Below are 15,171 nucleotides of genomic sequence, written 5' to 3'. Positions count from 1 at the left end.
CATGCACGCCAGGCTTCACTCGCATCTGCGTACTAGCGGCTTTACGCTGATTGAGTTGCTGGTCGGCCTAGTTGTCGGTCTGATCGCCGGGGTCGCCATTGTCAGTGCGACTTATTTTTTCGAAGATTTCAAGCGTACGCAGTTCGGTACGAACGCCGCCGCCGACAGCAGTGTGCTGGCGATGCTGGCGATCGAGCGCGATATCAAGGGCGCAGGGGTAGGCGTTGCCACGAGCGGGCGAAACAACCAATCCACCATCATCTGCCAGGCGCTGAATGCCTATTTCAATGGCGTGCTGGTCGACAATGCCGCCATTGCGCCGGTATGGGTGACGCGCCCGGGCGGGGCGGGCGCTTCGGATACGATTTCCGTCGCGGGCGCCGTCTCGATTAGCGCTGCCGCGCCCATTGCCCTCACCACTGGCATGGCCGCCGCATCGGATTCGCTGAACGTGGCTTCGGCCCAGGGGATCAGCGCGCCAGGCCCAAATGCGCAAGGTTCGGTGCTGCTGGTGTCCGCGTACAGCGGCACCGGCAGTGTGACCTCGCCCTGCACAGTCATGCAGGTCAGCGGCACATCGCTGCAAGCCAATAGTACGCAGATCGCACATGTGGCTGGTAGCGGCAACTGGAATCCTCCGGCGACAGTCGCATTCTCGAATCCACAACTATATGGCGCAGGCGCCAGCGTAATGAACGCGGGGGCATTCTCCTGGACGGCCTACCAGGTGAACAATGCGACTGCCATGCTTGAACTTGTCAATCAGTTTGCCGCAGCCAATACCCCGGCGACACCCATGGCCGAGAATGTGGTCTACATGCGCGCGCAATACGGCGTGGCGGCTGGGGTGGGCCTGAGCGTCTCCCAGTGGGTTGATGCAAGCGGGGCATGGGCATGGCCGCTGAGCGCGGCAAACATGAGTCAGATCCGCGCAATCCGTGTAGGCCTGGTGACGCGAATTCCGGCGGCGGTAAAGCCGACGGGAGGAGCGGGAGCTGCGTGCGATGCAACCACGGCCGCGACGCTGCCCGTGATATTTCCGGCTACCGTATCGCCGCTGGGAGCGGCCGTGTCAGCCGACCTGAGCGCGACGCAGAACTGGCAATGCTATCGCTATCGCACGCAGAGCCTGGTCATACCGCTCAAGAATATCGTGTTCGGAGAACAATAAGTATGCGATCGCTTCGCGCCCAGAGAGGCCTCGCACTTCCGGTAGTGCTGATCATCCTGCTGGCCATCCTGGTGTCCGCCGTCTCGTTGCTGCGCTCCGGGTCGGTGTCCGGAACCACGGCCGGCAATATCGCCTTCAAGGAGGCTGCGAGCCATGCGACCGACCTGGCCTTGACCGCGGCAAAGGCCACTCTTGACGGGATTGCCAATCCGGATGCCACGGATAGCACCAAGCAGTACTACGCGACTTCCGGGACCTTCGCGGTGGACCAGAATGGCCTGCCCAATGTGAACTGGGGCGACATCAACACTTTCCCGCAGGTCAAGGTCGCCAACGGTGGCCTGCAGTACCAGTACGTTGTCGAGCGCCTTTGTGGTCTGACGCCGGTAACCGATCCTTACGGACAATGTACTGCCCGTCCCAAGACGATTCAGGGGCCGGGCAGCTACCAGGTAGGCTCACCGTCGCTGCAATTGCCGCAGGTTGCTTATCGTGTGACGGTACATGTTACAAGCCCGCGTAGCGGCGAGACATTCGTTCAGGCAATCCTTAACAGATAATCTGCCATGAAATTCTCTACGTTGCTCAAGGCCTGTCTGGCAGTTTCGGCATTAGCGGTGATTTCGGCCTATCCAGCTTCGACCGACATCTCCGTCACCCCATTGTCCGCAACGTCGCAGGCTCCTCCCAATGTCATCTTTGGCGTTGACGATTCGGGGTCGATGGACTTCGAGGTGCTGATGAGTACGAGCGACGGTGCCTTGTGGTGGAATACGAGCAACAAGAACTTCTACTCGAATGGCACGTTCAACTTCAACGACACGGGATCGTCCGGAAGCCCGTGGATGAAGTATGCCTATCTGTTCCCGAACGGCCAGAGCACGAGCAATGACAGCGATCTGCGCCGCTATGCCGACTCGAACTCCGACCACTACGCAATACCGCCTCTGCCGCAGTACTCGTACATGCGCAGTTCGGACTACAACCCGCTCTATTACAACCCGAACGTAACTTACGTCGCGTGGCCTACCGCCTATGTGGGTAGCGCCATGAAGAGTTTCGGCGACGCGAATACGGCGGCTACACGCAGCCACCCATACTACCCGACCCAGAGTTCGTCCTCGCCCTACCTGTGGAACCTGGCGACGACAGTCGCTGCGCAAAACAGCGCGGCGGGCAATACGGCCTTCCGCATGTTTTCTGGCATGACGATCACGGCGAAGTGGGCGTCAGACAACGGCTACACGACGATCTACTACAAGCCCAAGAATGGCAATTGGACGTCAAGCAATATGGCGTCCGATCTCACGGTACCCGACGCCGCGACCTACTGGGACGTGTCGCTTCCGTATCGCCCTGCGACATACTACGTCAAGGATGCGACCTGCAAGGCCAATACCGCCGGATGTAACGCCACCCCGGATGGCAGCTATGTGCGGGAGTGGCAGATCACCGCCGCCAACAGCCTGAAGTTTCCCGGCGGGCGTACATATAGCGCCGAATTGCAGAATTTCGCCAACTGGTTCCAGTACTACCGCAAGCGTAAGCTGATGCTGGCCTCGGGCATGGGCCAGGTATTGACGAATCTCAAGGGCATGTATGGCGCCTATACCAACTTCAACTCCGGCGCGGGCACCGATGTCACCATGTACGACTTTTCTTCGACGGACAACTCGAAGAATGGCTCCGCCTTGCTGGGGGCGATTTACCAGAGTGTAGCGTCCGGCGGTACGCCCACGCTTGAAACACTCAACTTCATTGGCAAGCAGTTCATGAGAACGGACGCTAATGCGCCGGTCAAGTTTGCATGCCAGCAGAATGCCGGCTTTATCCTGACTGATGGCTATGCCAACAAGTCAACCGTGACGCCGCCAAGCTATTCGGCGAGCAGCAACTTCATAAATAGCGCGCCTTACACGTCGATCCCCAAGCCTTCCTTGGCGGACATTGCCAGTTCCTACTTCGTCAACAATTTGCGCGGCGATCTCACTAAGGGACTGGTGCCGGTGAATTCGACGGACAGCTCATGGAATGCCGACAAGAACTCCGACCCGCATATGAATACGTATGCAGTGGCACTGGGAGCCAGAGGTTATATCTATGGTCAGAACGCGGCGCAGACCGCCAATCCGAACCTTAACCCGCCAGCCTGGGTGGCTACATCCCAGAACTACAGTCCGAACGCCCTGGACGACCTTTGGCACGCCACTATCAACGGTCGCGGGCAGATGTTCCGTGCCACCAATGCCGCGGACCTGACTTCGTTCTTTCAGCAGGTCCTTCAGAGCCTGCTGTCGAAGTCCGCATCCAATGCGGCGATTGCTGTCAGTTCCACCAACGGCGGCGGCGCGGCGTTCATGGCTAGCTACAACGGACAGAATTGGTCCGGTGAACTGACTGCCGCTCCTATCGACCCGACAACCGGCTTTATCAATGCGGCGGCGCCGTTGTGGAAGGCGCGCGACCAACTGACCAGCCTCACGCCGAGCGGGCGTCGGATCGGTACCTACGATAACGGGAAGGGCGTTGCGTTCGCGGCGGGGTCGGGGGCCGGGTTCCTGCAGCCGGCCACTATCAGTCTTCTCAATACTCCTGGGAAGACTGACGGAGCCAGCGTGTTGGGCTACTTGCGCGGAGACCGTTCGCTGGAAGGCAGCACCTATCGCACACGGTCGTCGCTTCTCGGCGATATCGTTTCGGCGGAGCCCGTGTATGTCGCAGGTGCCGCAGCCTACTATTCGGATCCGGGCTACCCTAGCTTCCAGAGCCAGTTGGCATCACGCAAGTCGGCGATCTACCAAGGGGCAAACGACGGCATGCTGCATGCATTCGATGCGTCCTCGGGGGCAGAACTCTGGGCTTACGTGCCGGGCGCGCTCCTGACCTCGAGCGGGAAGATGAATGCGTACACAGTGACGCCCTACACGCACCAATACTATGTGGATGCAACGCCGGCGGTTGGCGATGTCTACATGGCAGGTACCAAGACCTGGCAAACATTGCTTGTCGGCGGCTTGGGGGCGGGTGGGAGTGGCTACTACGCGCTTGACGTGACCAGCTCTACGGCGCAGAGCGATGCGGACGTAGCCAGCAAGGTGAAGTGGGAGTTTCCGAATTCTTCCACCAGCAGTACGGACGCAGCCAACCTTGGCTTGACCTTCGGCAAGCCTGTTCTCGCCAAGACCAAAGCAATGGGGTGGGTGGTACTGGTGCCGTCGGGCTACAACAACAATGTGGTTCGCAATGGCGGAACGCAGGGCGATGGCAAGGGCCGGCTGTTTGTGCTGGATCCTGCGACCGGCAATGTGCTCAAGTCGATTTCGACGGGGGTTGGCGATACCACTACGCCTTCCGGGCTGGCCTATATCTCAGCGTTTGCGGCGAACGGCGCCACCGATGCGACGATCGACTACGTCTATGGCGGTGACCTGCTGGGGAATGTGTGGCGTTTCGATCTGTCTGGCACCACCGCTACAGCATGGAACGTCAGCAAGCTGGCCAGCCTTGCTGATAGCACCGGCAAGGTACAGCCGATCAGCTCGGCGCCGGAGCTTACTGTCTATAACGGGCAGCGCATGGTGTTCGTGGGTACGGGGCTGTTGCTCGGTCAATCAGACCTGGGCGTCAGCAATGTGCAGTCGATGTATGCGCTGGTCGACAAGATGACCGCGGCACCGCTGATCTCCAACGTACGGACCGCTCTCGTGAAAAGAGCCGTGACACTATCGGGGTCGGTTCGGCATATCAGTAACACCCCCGCAATCGACTACACCAAGAACCCGGGTTGGTATTTCGACCTGCCAGGGTCGGGCGAACGTGTGGTGACCAATCCGACAGCAGTCGCGGGAATCCTGGTCTTTACGACCGACATCCCTTCGGCGGCGACGTGTGGCTCGTCTAGTTACCTGTACGCCGTTGACTTGACCACCGGCGGCGAACTGCCCAGCACGAATTTCACCTTGACTGGCCAGTCTCCGTGGACAGGCATTGCGCTGTCCAATACTGCGCTGTCGTCGAGACCCTCCCTGGTCGCGCTGACCAATGGCAACCTCGATGCGCTTACCCAGCAGTCGAATGCAACTTCGTCCACATCGCGGCTTCCCATCAATCTTCTGGGGACATCCAAGCGAGTGGCATGGAAGGAGGTCTATATCCAGAAATAAATGGCGTATGGGGCAGGGGGGAGCCCCCTCTGTTCCGCGCGTGTTCAGCGCTTGCTATTGTTCCCGCTCACCTCGGCCAGCACGTCCGAGAATTCCGCCACGTCCTCGAAGCTCCGATACACCGAAGCAAAGCGGATATACGCAATCTTGTCGAGCCGGCGCAGTTCGCGCATGACCTGCTCGCCGACCTGGCTGCTGGGGATTTCCTTTTCGCCAAGCGCAAGCAGTCGTTCTTCGATACGGGCCAGCGACGCGTCGATGGCTTCGGCCGAGACGGGGCGCTTGCGCAACGCCAGGCGCATGGAGTCCTTCAGCTTGTCGCGGGCATAGTCCGCGCGGGAGCCGTTTTTCTTGACGATGGCGGGGAAGGACAGTTCGATCCGCTCATAGGTGGTGAAGCGGCGGTCGCAGGATTCGCAGCGGCGGCGGCGGCGAACGGTATCGCCTTCTTCCGACATGCGCGTGTCCAGGACCTGCGTATTGGAATGGGCGCAAAAGGGGCATTTCATGCCTGACCACCTTGTAGTTTGAGCCTGGGCGCCGGCTGCGCGGGGCAGCGCCCCGTTATCTTGTCATTCTGTGATGCGCCGGGCCGGGTTGGCAAGGCCCGCGCCGCACAGCGGCACGGGGCTGCCGGCCGCCCGCGCTCAGGCGGGCGGCGCAGGGCATCAGCCGTAGACCGGGAAACGCTTGGTCAGGGCCGACACTTGCTCGCGCACGCTGGCGATGTTGGCTGCGTCGTGCGGGTTGTCCAGCACGTCGGCCACCAGGTTGGCCACCAGGCGGGCTTCTTCTTCCTTGAAGCCGCGGGTGGTCATGGCCGGCGAGCCCAGGCGGATGCCCGAGGTGACGAAGGGCTTTTCCGGGTCGTTGGGGATGGCGTTCTTGTTGGCGGTGATGTGCGCTTCGCCCAGCACGCGTTCGGCTTCCTTGCCGGTGATCTTCTTGGCGCGCAGGTCGACCAGCATCACGTGGCTTTCGGTGCGGCCCGAGACGATGCGCAGGCCGCGCTCGATCAGGGTCTCGGCCATCACGCGGGCGTTCTTGACCACTTGTTGCTGGTAGGTCTTGAACTCAGGCGAGAGCGCCTCCTTGAAGGCCACGGCCTTGCCGGCGATGACGTGCATCAGCGGGCCGCCCTGGATGCCGGGGAAGATGGCCGAGTTGATGGCCTTCTCGTGCTCGGCCTTCATCAGGATCACACCGCCGCGCGGGCCGCGCAGGCTCTTGTGGGTGGTGGTGGTGACGAAGTCGGCGTGCGGCACCGGGTTGGGGTACTCGCCGGCGGCGATCAGGCCGGCGTAGTGGGCCATGTCGACCATGAACAGCGCGCCGACCGACTTGGCCACGCGGGCGATGCGCTCGAAGTCGATGCGCAGGGCGAAGGCCGAGGCGCCGGCGATGATCAGCTTGGGCTGCTTTTCATGGGCCAGCTTTTCCAGCGCGTCGTAGTCGATGTCTTCGTTGGCGTCCAGGCCGTAGCTGACCACGTTGAACCACTTGCCGCTCATGTTGAGCGCCATGCCGTGGGTCAGGTGGCCGCCTTCGGCCAGGCTCATGCCCATGATGGTGTCGCCAGGCTTGAGGGCGGCGAAGAACACGCCCTGGTTGGCCTGGGAGCCGGAGTTGGGCTGCACGTTGGCGGCTTCGGCGCCGAACAGTTGCTTGACGCGGTCGATGGCGAGCTGTTCGACCACGTCGACGTACTCGCAGCCACCGTAGTAGCGCTTGCCGGGATAACCTTCGGCGTACTTGTTGGTCAGTTGCGAGCCCTGCGCGGCCATCACGGCCGGCGAGGTGTAGTTTTCCGAGGCGATCAGCTCGATGTGCTCTTCCTGGCGCTGGTCTTCCTTCTGGATGGCGGCAAAAATCTCGGGGTCGATCTGGTCGATCGTATAGCGGCTGCGTTCGAACATGGCGAAAAACTCGTCTTAAGAAATGGGGATCCGAATGGCTTCGGGGTAGGGCGCGCGGGGAAGGCACAGGCGACCGGCGCCGGACACGTCAGAAGTCCGGCGCAGGGCGCACCCTGCTTCCCATTCGCTGCCCAGGCGAGCGGCAGGCGCTTGAAACTTCGCGCCAGAGAGCTTGCGCTTCCTCGTGGTAGTACCCACTGACTTCGCCAGTCGCGCAAGATGGAATGGTTGGCGGCAGTTTACGCGAGGCGCCGCCCGGCCGCAAGACGTGGGCCGGGCGGCGGCAGCGCATAAAGTCAATGGCTTGTCTGTCAGACAATGTAATTGTTGTAAAGTCAGACAAGGGTTTACACCGGGTCGGGCCACCTGTCCGCTACAATCGCGGCCATGAGCAACAATGTGTGGGCCCTGCGGGTGTACTGGGAAGACACTGACGCGGGCGGCGTGGTTTTCTACGCCAATTACCTGAAATTCTTCGAGCGCGCCCGGACCGAGTGGCTGCGCTCGCTCGGCATCGAGCAGCAGGCGCTCGCGGACGGAGCGGGCGTGGTCTTTATCGTCAGGAGCACGGCGGTGGACTACAATGCCCCCGCCCGGCTGGACGACCTGCTCGAGATCCGGACCCGGATTGAACGGGTTGGGCCGGCATCGGTCCAATTCGCCCAGGAAGCCTGGCGTGGGGAGCAGTTGCTGGCTACCGGCGCCATCCGTGTCGGATGTGTTGATCGCAGCACGTTCCGCCCGACCCCCATCCCCGCTCCCGTCCTCGCAACCATCAAGACCGCCCGATGAACCCCGTGACCGTCACGCAAGACCTGTCGATCATTTCGCTGGTGCTGCACGCCAGCTTGCTGGCCCAGGCCGTCATGGCCCTGCTGCTCGTCATGTCCCTGTTCTCGTGGACATATATCTTCCGCAAGCACCTGGCGCTGCGCGCCGCGCGCACCCAGACGGAGCGCTTCGAGCGCGATTTCTGGGCCGGCGGCGACCTCCAGGCGCTATACCAGAGCGCGGCCAACAACCGCCACAGCACCGGTGCCCTGGAACGTATCTTCGAGTCCGGCATGGGTGAATACCTGAAGGCACGCGAGCGCAACCACGAAGCCGGGGCCCTGCTCGACGCCGCCCGGCGCGCCATGCGCGCGGCTTACCAGCGCGAGATGGATGTGCTGGAATCGCACCTTCCGTTCCTGGCGTCGGTTGGCTCGGTCAGTCCCTATATCGGCCTGTTCGGCACCGTGTGGGGGATCATGAACGCCTTCCGCGGCCTGTCGAATGTGCAGCAGGCGACGCTGGCTTCCGTGGCGCCCGGCATCGCGGAGGCGCTGGTCGCCACCGCCATCGGCCTGTTTGCCGCCATTCCCGCCGTGATCGCCTACAACCGCTACGCCACCGAGATCGATCGCCTGGCAATCCGCTTTGAAAGCTTCATGGAAGAGTTCCTGAATATCCTGCAGCGCCAGACTCGCTGAGCTGCCGGTTCGCGCCGGCTCGCGCAAGTCCACGCAGTTACGTAGTCAAGGTCAAGGAGAAACCCGCATATGGCAGCGATACAGCGCCGCGGCGGTTCGCGCCGCCGGGCCAGCGCCGAGATCAACGTCGTTCCCTATATCGACGTGATGCTGGTGCTGCTCGTCATCTTCATGGTGGCGGCACCGATCGTGAATCCGGCCGTGGTCGACCTCCCCACCGTGGCCAACGCCACGCCGCAGCAGAAGGCGCCGCCGATCGTGGTGACCGTGCATGAAGACGGCCAGCTGACCGCACGCGGCAAGGACAATGCCGGCAACGCCTTCGACCGCAAGGTCGACAAGGCCGGACTGGTGGCATTCGTGCATCAGCGCCAGAACGAAAATCCCGACCAGCCCGTGGTGATCGCCGCCGACCGCTCGGTCAAGTACGAGTCCGTGCTCGACGTGATGTCGGTGCTCAAGGCCGACGGCGTCAAGCGCGTCGGCCTGATGGTCAAGTCAAAGTAATCAGACATTGCAGCGCGAGATGAAGACCGTCGCCTATCCTTATCAGCCGGTCAAGGAACGGGGAACCATGCGTTCCTTCCTGCTCGCGCTCTTCATGCACCTGCTGCTGGGCATCGTGCTGTACTACGGCGTGCACTGGCAAAGCAGCACTCCGGTCGGCGCCGAAGCCGAGTTGTGGGAAGAAATCCCGGACACGGCCGTCGCGCCGCCACCGCCGCGTCCCGTGCCCGAACCGGTGGTGCAGCCGCGTCCGGCCCCTCCCGCGCCCGCGGTCAAGTCCCGCGCCGAGGAAGACGCCGATATCGCGCTCGAGCAGCAAAAGCGCAAGCAGGCCGAAGCTGCCGCCCGCGAGGAAGCACGCAAGCAGGCCGATCTGCGCGCGCGCCAGGAAGCCGAGCGCCAGGAAGAGGCCCGCAAGGAGGCCCAGCGCAAGGAAGACCAGCGTAAGGACGCGCAGCGCAAGGAAGACCAGCGTAAGGACGCGCAGCGCAAGGAAGATCAACGCAAGGAAGACCTGCGCAAGGACGCGCAACGCAAGGAAGACGCGCGCAAGCTTGCCGCCCAGCAGGAGCAGCAGCACAAGGAGCAGGCCGAGCGCGACCGCAAGGAAGCCGACGCCAAGGCCCGCGCGGATGCGAAGGCCCGCGCGGACGCCGACGCCAAGGCCCGCGCCGAAGCCGACGCCAAGGCCAAGGCAAATGCGGACGCCAAGGCCGCCGCCAGCGCGAAGGCGAAGGCCGACGCGGACGCCAAGGCCAAGCGCGATGCCGCCGCCAACGCGCAGCGCCACAGCGAACTGGCGCGGCTGCAGGCCATGGCCGGCGGAGCCGGCGTGCCGGGCGGGGCCGGCGGCGTGGGCAGCAATGCCGGCAGCGGCGCAGGTTCGGGTGGCAAGGCCTCGCCGGGTTATTCGGATCGCGTACAGCGCAAGGTGCAGCCCAATATCAAGTATTCGGAGGATTTCCCGGCCAGCCTCGCGGCCGTGATCTCGGTCCGGCTGGCACCGGACGGCGCGTTGCTGTCGGCTCGGGTCAAGTCGTCGAGTGGCAACGCGGCCTGGGACGACGCCGCCCTGAGGGCGGTGCAGAACTCGGATCCGCTGCCCAAGGATGAGAACGGCAAGGCACCCCCGAGCTTCGACATCCGGCTGCGCCCGCATGCCAATTGAAGCGGCGAACGTAACAATATGCATAGTGAACGGATGCCTGGCGACGATGCGGCTACTATCTAGCGCTCATGGCCGGGCACGGCCGGCAAGTTAAACCATTTGTTAGGAAACGACATGCGATTCTGCAAACGGAACATAGCCTGGATGAAGGGACTTCTCCTCGGTAGCCTGCTGCTGCTGGCAACCGGCGCCCAGGCGCAATTCACGGTGGAAGTCACCGGCGTAGGCCCGACCCAGTTCCCGATTGCCACGGCCAACTTCCAGGGCGAGGCGCAGGCACCGCAGAACCTCACCGCCATCATCCGCAGCGACCTGCAGCGCAGTGGCCGCTTCCGCAATGTCGACGTGGCCGGCGCCACGGTGGCCGAGTCCGCCAACGTCGACCTGGGCAGCTGGAAGTCGCGCGGCGCGGATGCCTTCGTGGCCGGCAGCGTGACTCCCACCGGCAACGGCCAGTACGATGTCCGCTTCCGTCTCTACGACACGCAGAAGGGGCAGAGCCTCGGCGGCCTGGCCTTCACGGTCGGTGCCAACCAGCTGCGCGTCACCGGCCACAAGATCGCCGACTACATCTATGAAAAGCTGCTGGGCGAGCGCGGCGTGTTCGCCACGCGCCTGTCCTATGTGGCGCGCGTGGGTGGCCGCTACCAGCTGCTGATCTCGGATTCCGACGGCCAGAACTCGCAGGTGGCGCTGACCAGCAACGAGCCGATCATCTCGCCGTCGTGGTCGCCGGACGGGGGCAAGGTTGCCTACGTCTCGTTCGAGGCCAAGAAGCCGGTGGTCTATGTGCATGACCTCGCTTCGGGCCGCCGCACGCTGGTGTCGAACCAGAAGGGCAACAACAGCGCGCCTTCGTGGTCGCCCGACGGGCAGCGCCTGGCGGTGGCGCTGTCGCGCGACGGCAATACCCAGATCTACCAGGTCAACGCCGACGGCTCCGGCCTCAAGCGCCTGACGCGCAGCAGCGCCATCGACACCGAGCCGCAATACGCGCCGGACGGCCGCAACATCTATTTCACCAGCGACCGGGGCGGTGCGCCGCAGGTCTACCGCATGCCCACCGGCGGCGAGGAAGCCGGCGCGGCCCAGCGCGTGACCTTCAAGGGCAGCTACAACGTCAGCCCGCGCATTTCGCCGGACGGCAAGCAACTGGCCTACATTACCCGTAGCGGCGGCTTCAAGCTGCAACTGCTGGACCTGGGCAGCGGCGATGTCACTTCGCTGACCGATACCGCCAACGACGAAGCCCCGAGCTTCGCCGCCAACGGCAAGTACATTCTCTACGCCACCCGGGTGGGCGGTCGCGCGGTGCTGGCGGCGGTATCCACCGACGGGCGCACCCGGCAGGTTCTGTCCCTCCAGTCCGGCGAGGTTCGCGAGCCGTCCTGGGGCCCATTCATGCAATAACGAGGAGTATCACGCCATGACCCAAATGATGACCAAGACCCTTGCCGTAGCCGCACTGCTGGCCCTCGGCGCCTGCAGCTCCGGCGTCAAGCTGGACGACACCGCCAACGCCGGCGCCAACAAGGGCGCGCCGACGACCGATGCCCGCGCCGTGGCGCCGGTGGACGTCTCGCGCGATCCGCTGAACGACCCGAACAGCCCGCTGGCCAAGCGCAGCGTGTACTTCGACTTCGACAGCTACAGCGTCAAGTCCGACTACCAGGGCATGCTGTCCGAGCATTCGAAGTACCTGGGCGCCAACAAGGGCCGCCGCATCCTGATCCAGGGCAACACCGACGAGCGTGGCACCAGCGAGTACAACCTGGCGCTGGGCCAGAAGCGCGCCGAGGCCGTGCGCCGCTCGCTGTCCTCGCTGGGCGTGCCTGAAAGCCAGATGGAAGCCGTCAGCCTGGGCAAGGAAAAGCCCAAGGCAACCGGTCACGACGAAGCCGCCTGGGCGGAAAACCGCCGCGCGGACATCACGTACTAATCCGCGCATAGGCATCTCATGAAAGCACGCGTCTCCAAGTTGGTATTGCTCACTGCGATGTCCTGCGCCAGCCTGCTGCCGGTGGCGCAGGCGCGAGCGGGCGTGTTCGACGATGACGAGGCGCGCCGCGCCATCGTTACCATGCGAGACCAGTTCAACGGTTTCCAGGCGACGGCATCGCAGCGCATCGACCAGAACAGCCGCGCCCAGCTCGACATGCAGAACCAGCTCGAGGGCCTGCGCCAGGAAGTGGCGCGGCTGCGCGGCCAGAACGAGATGCTGCAGAACGAGGTGACCACGCTGCAGAAGCAGCAGAAGGACTACTACGCCGACCTCGATGCGCGCCTGAAGAAATTCGAGCCGCAGCAGGTCACCGTGGACGGCCGTGAGGGCTTGTCGCAACCTGGCGAGAAGACCGAGTACGATGCCGCGCTCAAGCAGTTCCAGACCGGGGACTTCAAGGGCGCGGGCAACGTATTCGCCGGGTTCATCAAGAAGTACCCGCAGAGCCCGTATGTCCCGCTGGCGCAGTTCTGGCTCGGCAACTCGCTGTACGCGCAGCGGGACTACCGCGGTTCCACCACGGTGTTGCAGAACATGGTGCAGGCGTACCCGGACCACCCCAAGGTGCCCGACGCGCTGATCGCCATCGCCAACAACCAGATGGAATCGGGCCAGAAGCCCGCGGCCCGCAAGACCCTGGAGCAGGTGGTGGCAAAGTATCCTGGCACCGAGGGCGCGCAGGCAGCGAGCAATCGCCTGAAGACGCTGAAGTAGGCGTTGCGCGGGCCGGCGCCTCGAAAGGGCGGCCTTGCCGGAGCATGACAAAGGCCCGCATTCGCGGGCCTTTGTCATGCTCGCGCTAAAATACGCGATTCGCCCTGATTTTCCGCGTGCCGCCGTGCGGCGCCGCGCCCCCGCCATCATGAAAAAACGCGCTATCGTCCTGCTCTCCGGCGGCCTGGATTCCGCCACCGTCCTCGCCATGGCCAATGCGCAGGGCTTCGAGACCTATGCCCTGTCGATGCGCTACGGCCAGCGCCATTCCTCCGAGCTGGAGGCGGCCAGGCGCGTGGCCGCGGCCCTCGGCGCGGTGCGCCACGAGATCATCGACCTGGACCTGCGCCGCTTCGGCGGCTCGGCCCTGACCGACGACAGCCTCGATGTGCCCACCGACGGTGCCCTCGGCGGCATCCCCGTGACCTACGTGCCGGCGCGCAATACGATCATGCTGTCGCTGGCGCTCGGCTGGGCCGAGGCCGTGGGCGGGCGCGACTTGTTCTTCGGCGCCAACGCGGTCGACTATTCCGGCTATCCGGACTGCCGCCCCGAGTACGTCTCCGCCTACGAGGCGCTGGCCAACCTGGCCACCAAGGCCGGCGTGGAAGGCGAGCGCATTCGCGTGCATGCGCCCATCATCGACATGACCAAGGCCGAGATCATCCGCGCCGGGGTCCGCCTTGGCGTTGACTACGGCATGACCGTGTCGTGCTACCAGGCCGACGACGATGGCCGCGCCTGCGGTGTCTGCGATTCCTGCCGCATCCGCCGCAGCGGCTTCGAGGCCGCCGGCGTGCCCGATCCCACGCGCTACCAGGATGCTGCCTGACGGCTGACCGGCAAGGCGGCGCGATCGCGTGCCGTCTGGCCGGCGCCACATCCGCCCCTTTCCCCATCCCTTTCCCCGTTCCGCTTCCCCCGCCGGACACCCATGCCTGAAATCGACATCGCCGCGCTCAGCCGTACCATACTGGCCAGCACGTTCATCCTGACCTTCCTCTTCGGCGCGGTGCTGCAACGCACGCATTTCTGCACCATGGGCGCCGTCTCCGACATCGTCAACATGGGCGACTGGAGCCGCATGCGCATGTGGGGGCTGGCCATCGGCGTGGCGATGATCGGCACGGGCGCGCTGGCCGCGGGCGGCCTGATCGACCCCACCAAGACCATCTATGCGGCCAGCAAGCTGGGCTGGCTTTCCGCGCTGGTGGGCGGGCTGATGTTCGGCTTTGGCATGGTGCTGGCTTCGGGCTGCGGCAGCAAGACGCTGGTGCGCATCGGTGCGGGCAACCTGAAATCGCTGGTGGTCTTTGTCTTCCTCGGGCTGTCGGCCTATATGACGCTGCGCGGGCTGTTCGGCGTGATCCGCGTCAACACGGTCGATGCGGTATCGCTCACGTTGCCCACCACGCAGGACCTGCCGTCCGTGCTGGCGCACGCCAGCGGCATGGCGCGCCCGACCCTGCAACTCGGCATGGCGCTGGTGCTGGGCGGGGCGCTTGTGATCTGGGCGCTGGCGGGGCGGGGCTTCCGCACCTTCGACAACCTGCTCGGCGGCCTTGCCGTAGGCCTGATCATCGTGGCGATGTGGTATGTGTCGGGGCATCTCGGCTATGTCGCCGAGGATCCCAATACGCTCGAAGAACTGTTCGTTGCCACCAACAGCGGCCGCATGGAAAGCCTGAGCTTCGTCGCGCCGTACGCCTATACGCTCGACTGGCTGATGCTGTTCAGCGACAAGAGCAAAGTGTTGACGCTTGGTATCGTCAGCGTGTTCGGCGTGGTGGCCGGTGCCGCCGCCTACGCGCTGGTCACGGGCACGTTCCGCTGGGAAGGGTTCGGTAACGCCGAGGACGTCGGCAACCATATGGTGGGCGGCATCCTGATGGGCGCCGGCGGCGTGACCGCGCTCGGCTGTACCATCGGGCAGGGCCTGTCGGGCGTGTCGACGCTGGCGATCGGCTCGTTCATTGCGCTGGCCGGCATCCTGGCGGGCTCGGTACTGGGCTTTCGCTACCAGATATGGCGCCTTGAGCGCATGGCCTAGCCAGCATG

General features: G+C 64.0%; 14 protein-coding genes and 1 riboswitch. Of the genes, 12 read left to right on the top strand and 2 right to left on the bottom strand.

Annotation, left to right across the window (positions count from 1 at the left end; genetic code table 11):
* Window position 1: 1 nt before the first annotated feature.
* From AC1DKV_RS01765 to AC1DKV_RS01755, 3 genes are read left to right on the top strand one after another with little or no spacing between them, the layout of a single operon-like run.
* Complete coding sequence (locus AC1DKV_RS01765) at window positions 2–1,171, top strand: PilW family protein (RefSeq protein WP_441613223.1); 1,170 nt, start codon at window positions 2–4, stop codon at window positions 1,169–1,171.
* A 44-nt stretch (window positions 1,172–1,215) separates the two neighbouring features.
* Window positions 1,216–1,731, top strand: a complete 516-nt coding sequence (locus AC1DKV_RS01760) for a pilus assembly PilX family protein (RefSeq protein ID WP_441613222.1) — start codon at window positions 1,216–1,218, stop codon at window positions 1,729–1,731.
* 6 nt (window positions 1,732–1,737) lie between these two features.
* Entirely contained in the window at window positions 1,738–5,334 is a 3,597-nt protein-coding gene (locus AC1DKV_RS01755) for a pilus assembly protein (protein WP_441613221.1), read from the top strand.
* A gap of 44 nt (window positions 5,335–5,378) precedes the next feature.
* Here AC1DKV_RS01755 and nrdR read toward each other — a convergent pair whose 3' ends face one another.
* Entirely contained in the window at window positions 5,379–5,843 is a 465-nt protein-coding gene (nrdR, locus tag AC1DKV_RS01750) for a transcriptional regulator NrdR (RefSeq protein ID WP_441613220.1), read from the bottom strand.
* 159 nt (window positions 5,844–6,002) lie between these two features.
* The gene (glyA, locus tag AC1DKV_RS01745) at window positions 6,003–7,250 is read right to left on the bottom strand and encodes a serine hydroxymethyltransferase (protein WP_441613219.1); all 1,248 of its coding nucleotides are present in this window, start codon (window positions 7,248–7,250) and stop codon (window positions 6,003–6,005) included.
* Between the two features lie 122 nt (window positions 7,251–7,372).
* A riboswitch (ZMP/ZTP riboswitch) is annotated at window positions 7,373–7,474 on the bottom strand.
* A 163-nt stretch (window positions 7,475–7,637) separates the two neighbouring features.
* On the opposite strand from glyA, the gene ybgC reads away from it, so the two are divergent.
* From ybgC to AC1DKV_RS01700, 9 genes are all read left to right on the top strand, one after another.
* The gene (ybgC, locus tag AC1DKV_RS01740) at window positions 7,638–8,042 is read left to right on the top strand and encodes a tol-pal system-associated acyl-CoA thioesterase (protein WP_441613218.1); all 405 of its coding nucleotides are present in this window, start codon (window positions 7,638–7,640) and stop codon (window positions 8,040–8,042) included.
* Window positions 8,039–8,722, top strand: coding sequence for a protein TolQ (gene tolQ / locus AC1DKV_RS01735; RefSeq protein WP_441613217.1), 684 nt, complete (start codon window positions 8,039–8,041; stop codon window positions 8,720–8,722). Before ybgC ends, tolQ begins: the two co-directional genes overlap by 4 nt.
* Before the next feature lie 69 nt (window positions 8,723–8,791).
* On the top strand, window positions 8,792–9,229 hold the full coding sequence (gene tolR / locus AC1DKV_RS01730) for a protein TolR (RefSeq protein WP_441613216.1): 438 nt from the start codon (window positions 8,792–8,794) through the stop codon (window positions 9,227–9,229).
* A gap of 19 nt (window positions 9,230–9,248) precedes the next feature.
* Window positions 9,249–10,397, top strand: a complete 1,149-nt coding sequence (gene tolA, locus AC1DKV_RS01725) for a cell envelope integrity protein TolA (RefSeq protein WP_441613215.1) — start codon at window positions 9,249–9,251, stop codon at window positions 10,395–10,397.
* 144 nt (window positions 10,398–10,541) lie between these two features.
* A complete protein-coding gene (tolB, locus tag AC1DKV_RS01720) occupies window positions 10,542–11,807 on the top strand; it encodes a Tol-Pal system beta propeller repeat protein TolB (RefSeq protein ID WP_441613213.1) in 1,266 nt (421 codons plus the stop codon).
* 16 nt (window positions 11,808–11,823) lie between these two features.
* Window positions 11,824–12,336: a peptidoglycan-associated lipoprotein Pal gene (pal, locus tag AC1DKV_RS01715; RefSeq protein WP_441613212.1), complete on the top strand. Its 513-nt coding sequence runs from the start codon at window positions 11,824–11,826 to the stop codon at window positions 12,334–12,336.
* Window positions 12,337–12,354: 18 nt separating this feature from the next.
* The gene (gene ybgF, locus AC1DKV_RS01710; protein WP_441613211.1) at window positions 12,355–13,113 is read left to right on the top strand and encodes a tol-pal system protein YbgF; all 759 of its coding nucleotides are present in this window, start codon (window positions 12,355–12,357) and stop codon (window positions 13,111–13,113) included.
* Window positions 13,114–13,189: 76 nt separating this feature from the next.
* A complete protein-coding gene (gene queC, locus AC1DKV_RS01705) occupies window positions 13,190–13,945 on the top strand; it encodes a 7-cyano-7-deazaguanine synthase QueC (protein WP_441613210.1) in 756 nt (251 codons plus the stop codon).
* A gap of 102 nt (window positions 13,946–14,047) precedes the next feature.
* Window positions 14,048–15,163, top strand: a complete 1,116-nt coding sequence (locus tag AC1DKV_RS01700) for a YeeE/YedE family protein (RefSeq protein ID WP_441613209.1) — start codon at window positions 14,048–14,050, stop codon at window positions 15,161–15,163.
* Window positions 15,164–15,171 lie beyond the last annotated feature (8 nt).

It is taken from the genome of Cupriavidus sp. 05T41 (assembly GCF_056396525.1).
Note: the sequence above shows the minus strand (reverse complement) of the source record. Positions and strands in the feature narration are given on the sequence as shown.

Bases quoted from the DNA above. Each gene is read 5' to 3' on its own strand.
- tolA (WP_441613215.1), top strand. From the start codon at position 9,249: ATGAAGACCGTCGCCTATCCTTATCAGCCGGTCAAGGAACGGGGAACC.
- ybgC (WP_441613218.1), top strand. From the start codon at position 7,638: ATGAGCAACAATGTGTGGGCCCTGCGGGTGTACTGGGAAGACACTGAC.
- pal (WP_441613212.1), top strand. From the start codon at position 11,824: ATGACCCAAATGATGACCAAGACCCTTGCCGTAGCCGCACTGCTGGCC.
- AC1DKV_RS01755 (WP_441613221.1), top strand. From the start codon at position 1,738: ATGAAATTCTCTACGTTGCTCAAGGCCTGTCTGGCAGTTTCGGCATTA.
- ybgF (WP_441613211.1), top strand. From the start codon at position 12,355: ATGAAAGCACGCGTCTCCAAGTTGGTATTGCTCACTGCGATGTCCTGC.
- AC1DKV_RS01765 (WP_441613223.1), top strand. From the start codon at position 2: ATGCACGCCAGGCTTCACTCGCATCTGCGTACTAGCGGCTTTACGCTG.
- tolQ (WP_441613217.1), top strand. From the start codon at position 8,039: ATGAACCCCGTGACCGTCACGCAAGACCTGTCGATCATTTCGCTGGTG.
- tolB (WP_441613213.1), top strand. From the start codon at position 10,542: ATGAAGGGACTTCTCCTCGGTAGCCTGCTGCTGCTGGCAACCGGCGCC.
- glyA (WP_441613219.1), bottom strand. From the start codon at position 7,250: ATGTTCGAACGCAGCCGCTATACGATCGACCAGATCGACCCCGAGATT.
- queC (WP_441613210.1), top strand. From the start codon at position 13,190: ATGCTCGCGCTAAAATACGCGATTCGCCCTGATTTTCCGCGTGCCGCC.
- nrdR (WP_441613220.1), bottom strand. From the start codon at position 5,843: ATGAAATGCCCCTTTTGCGCCCATTCCAATACGCAGGTCCTGGACACG.
- tolR (WP_441613216.1), top strand. From the start codon at position 8,792: ATGGCAGCGATACAGCGCCGCGGCGGTTCGCGCCGCCGGGCCAGCGCC.
- AC1DKV_RS01700 (WP_441613209.1), top strand. From the start codon at position 14,048: ATGCCTGAAATCGACATCGCCGCGCTCAGCCGTACCATACTGGCCAGC.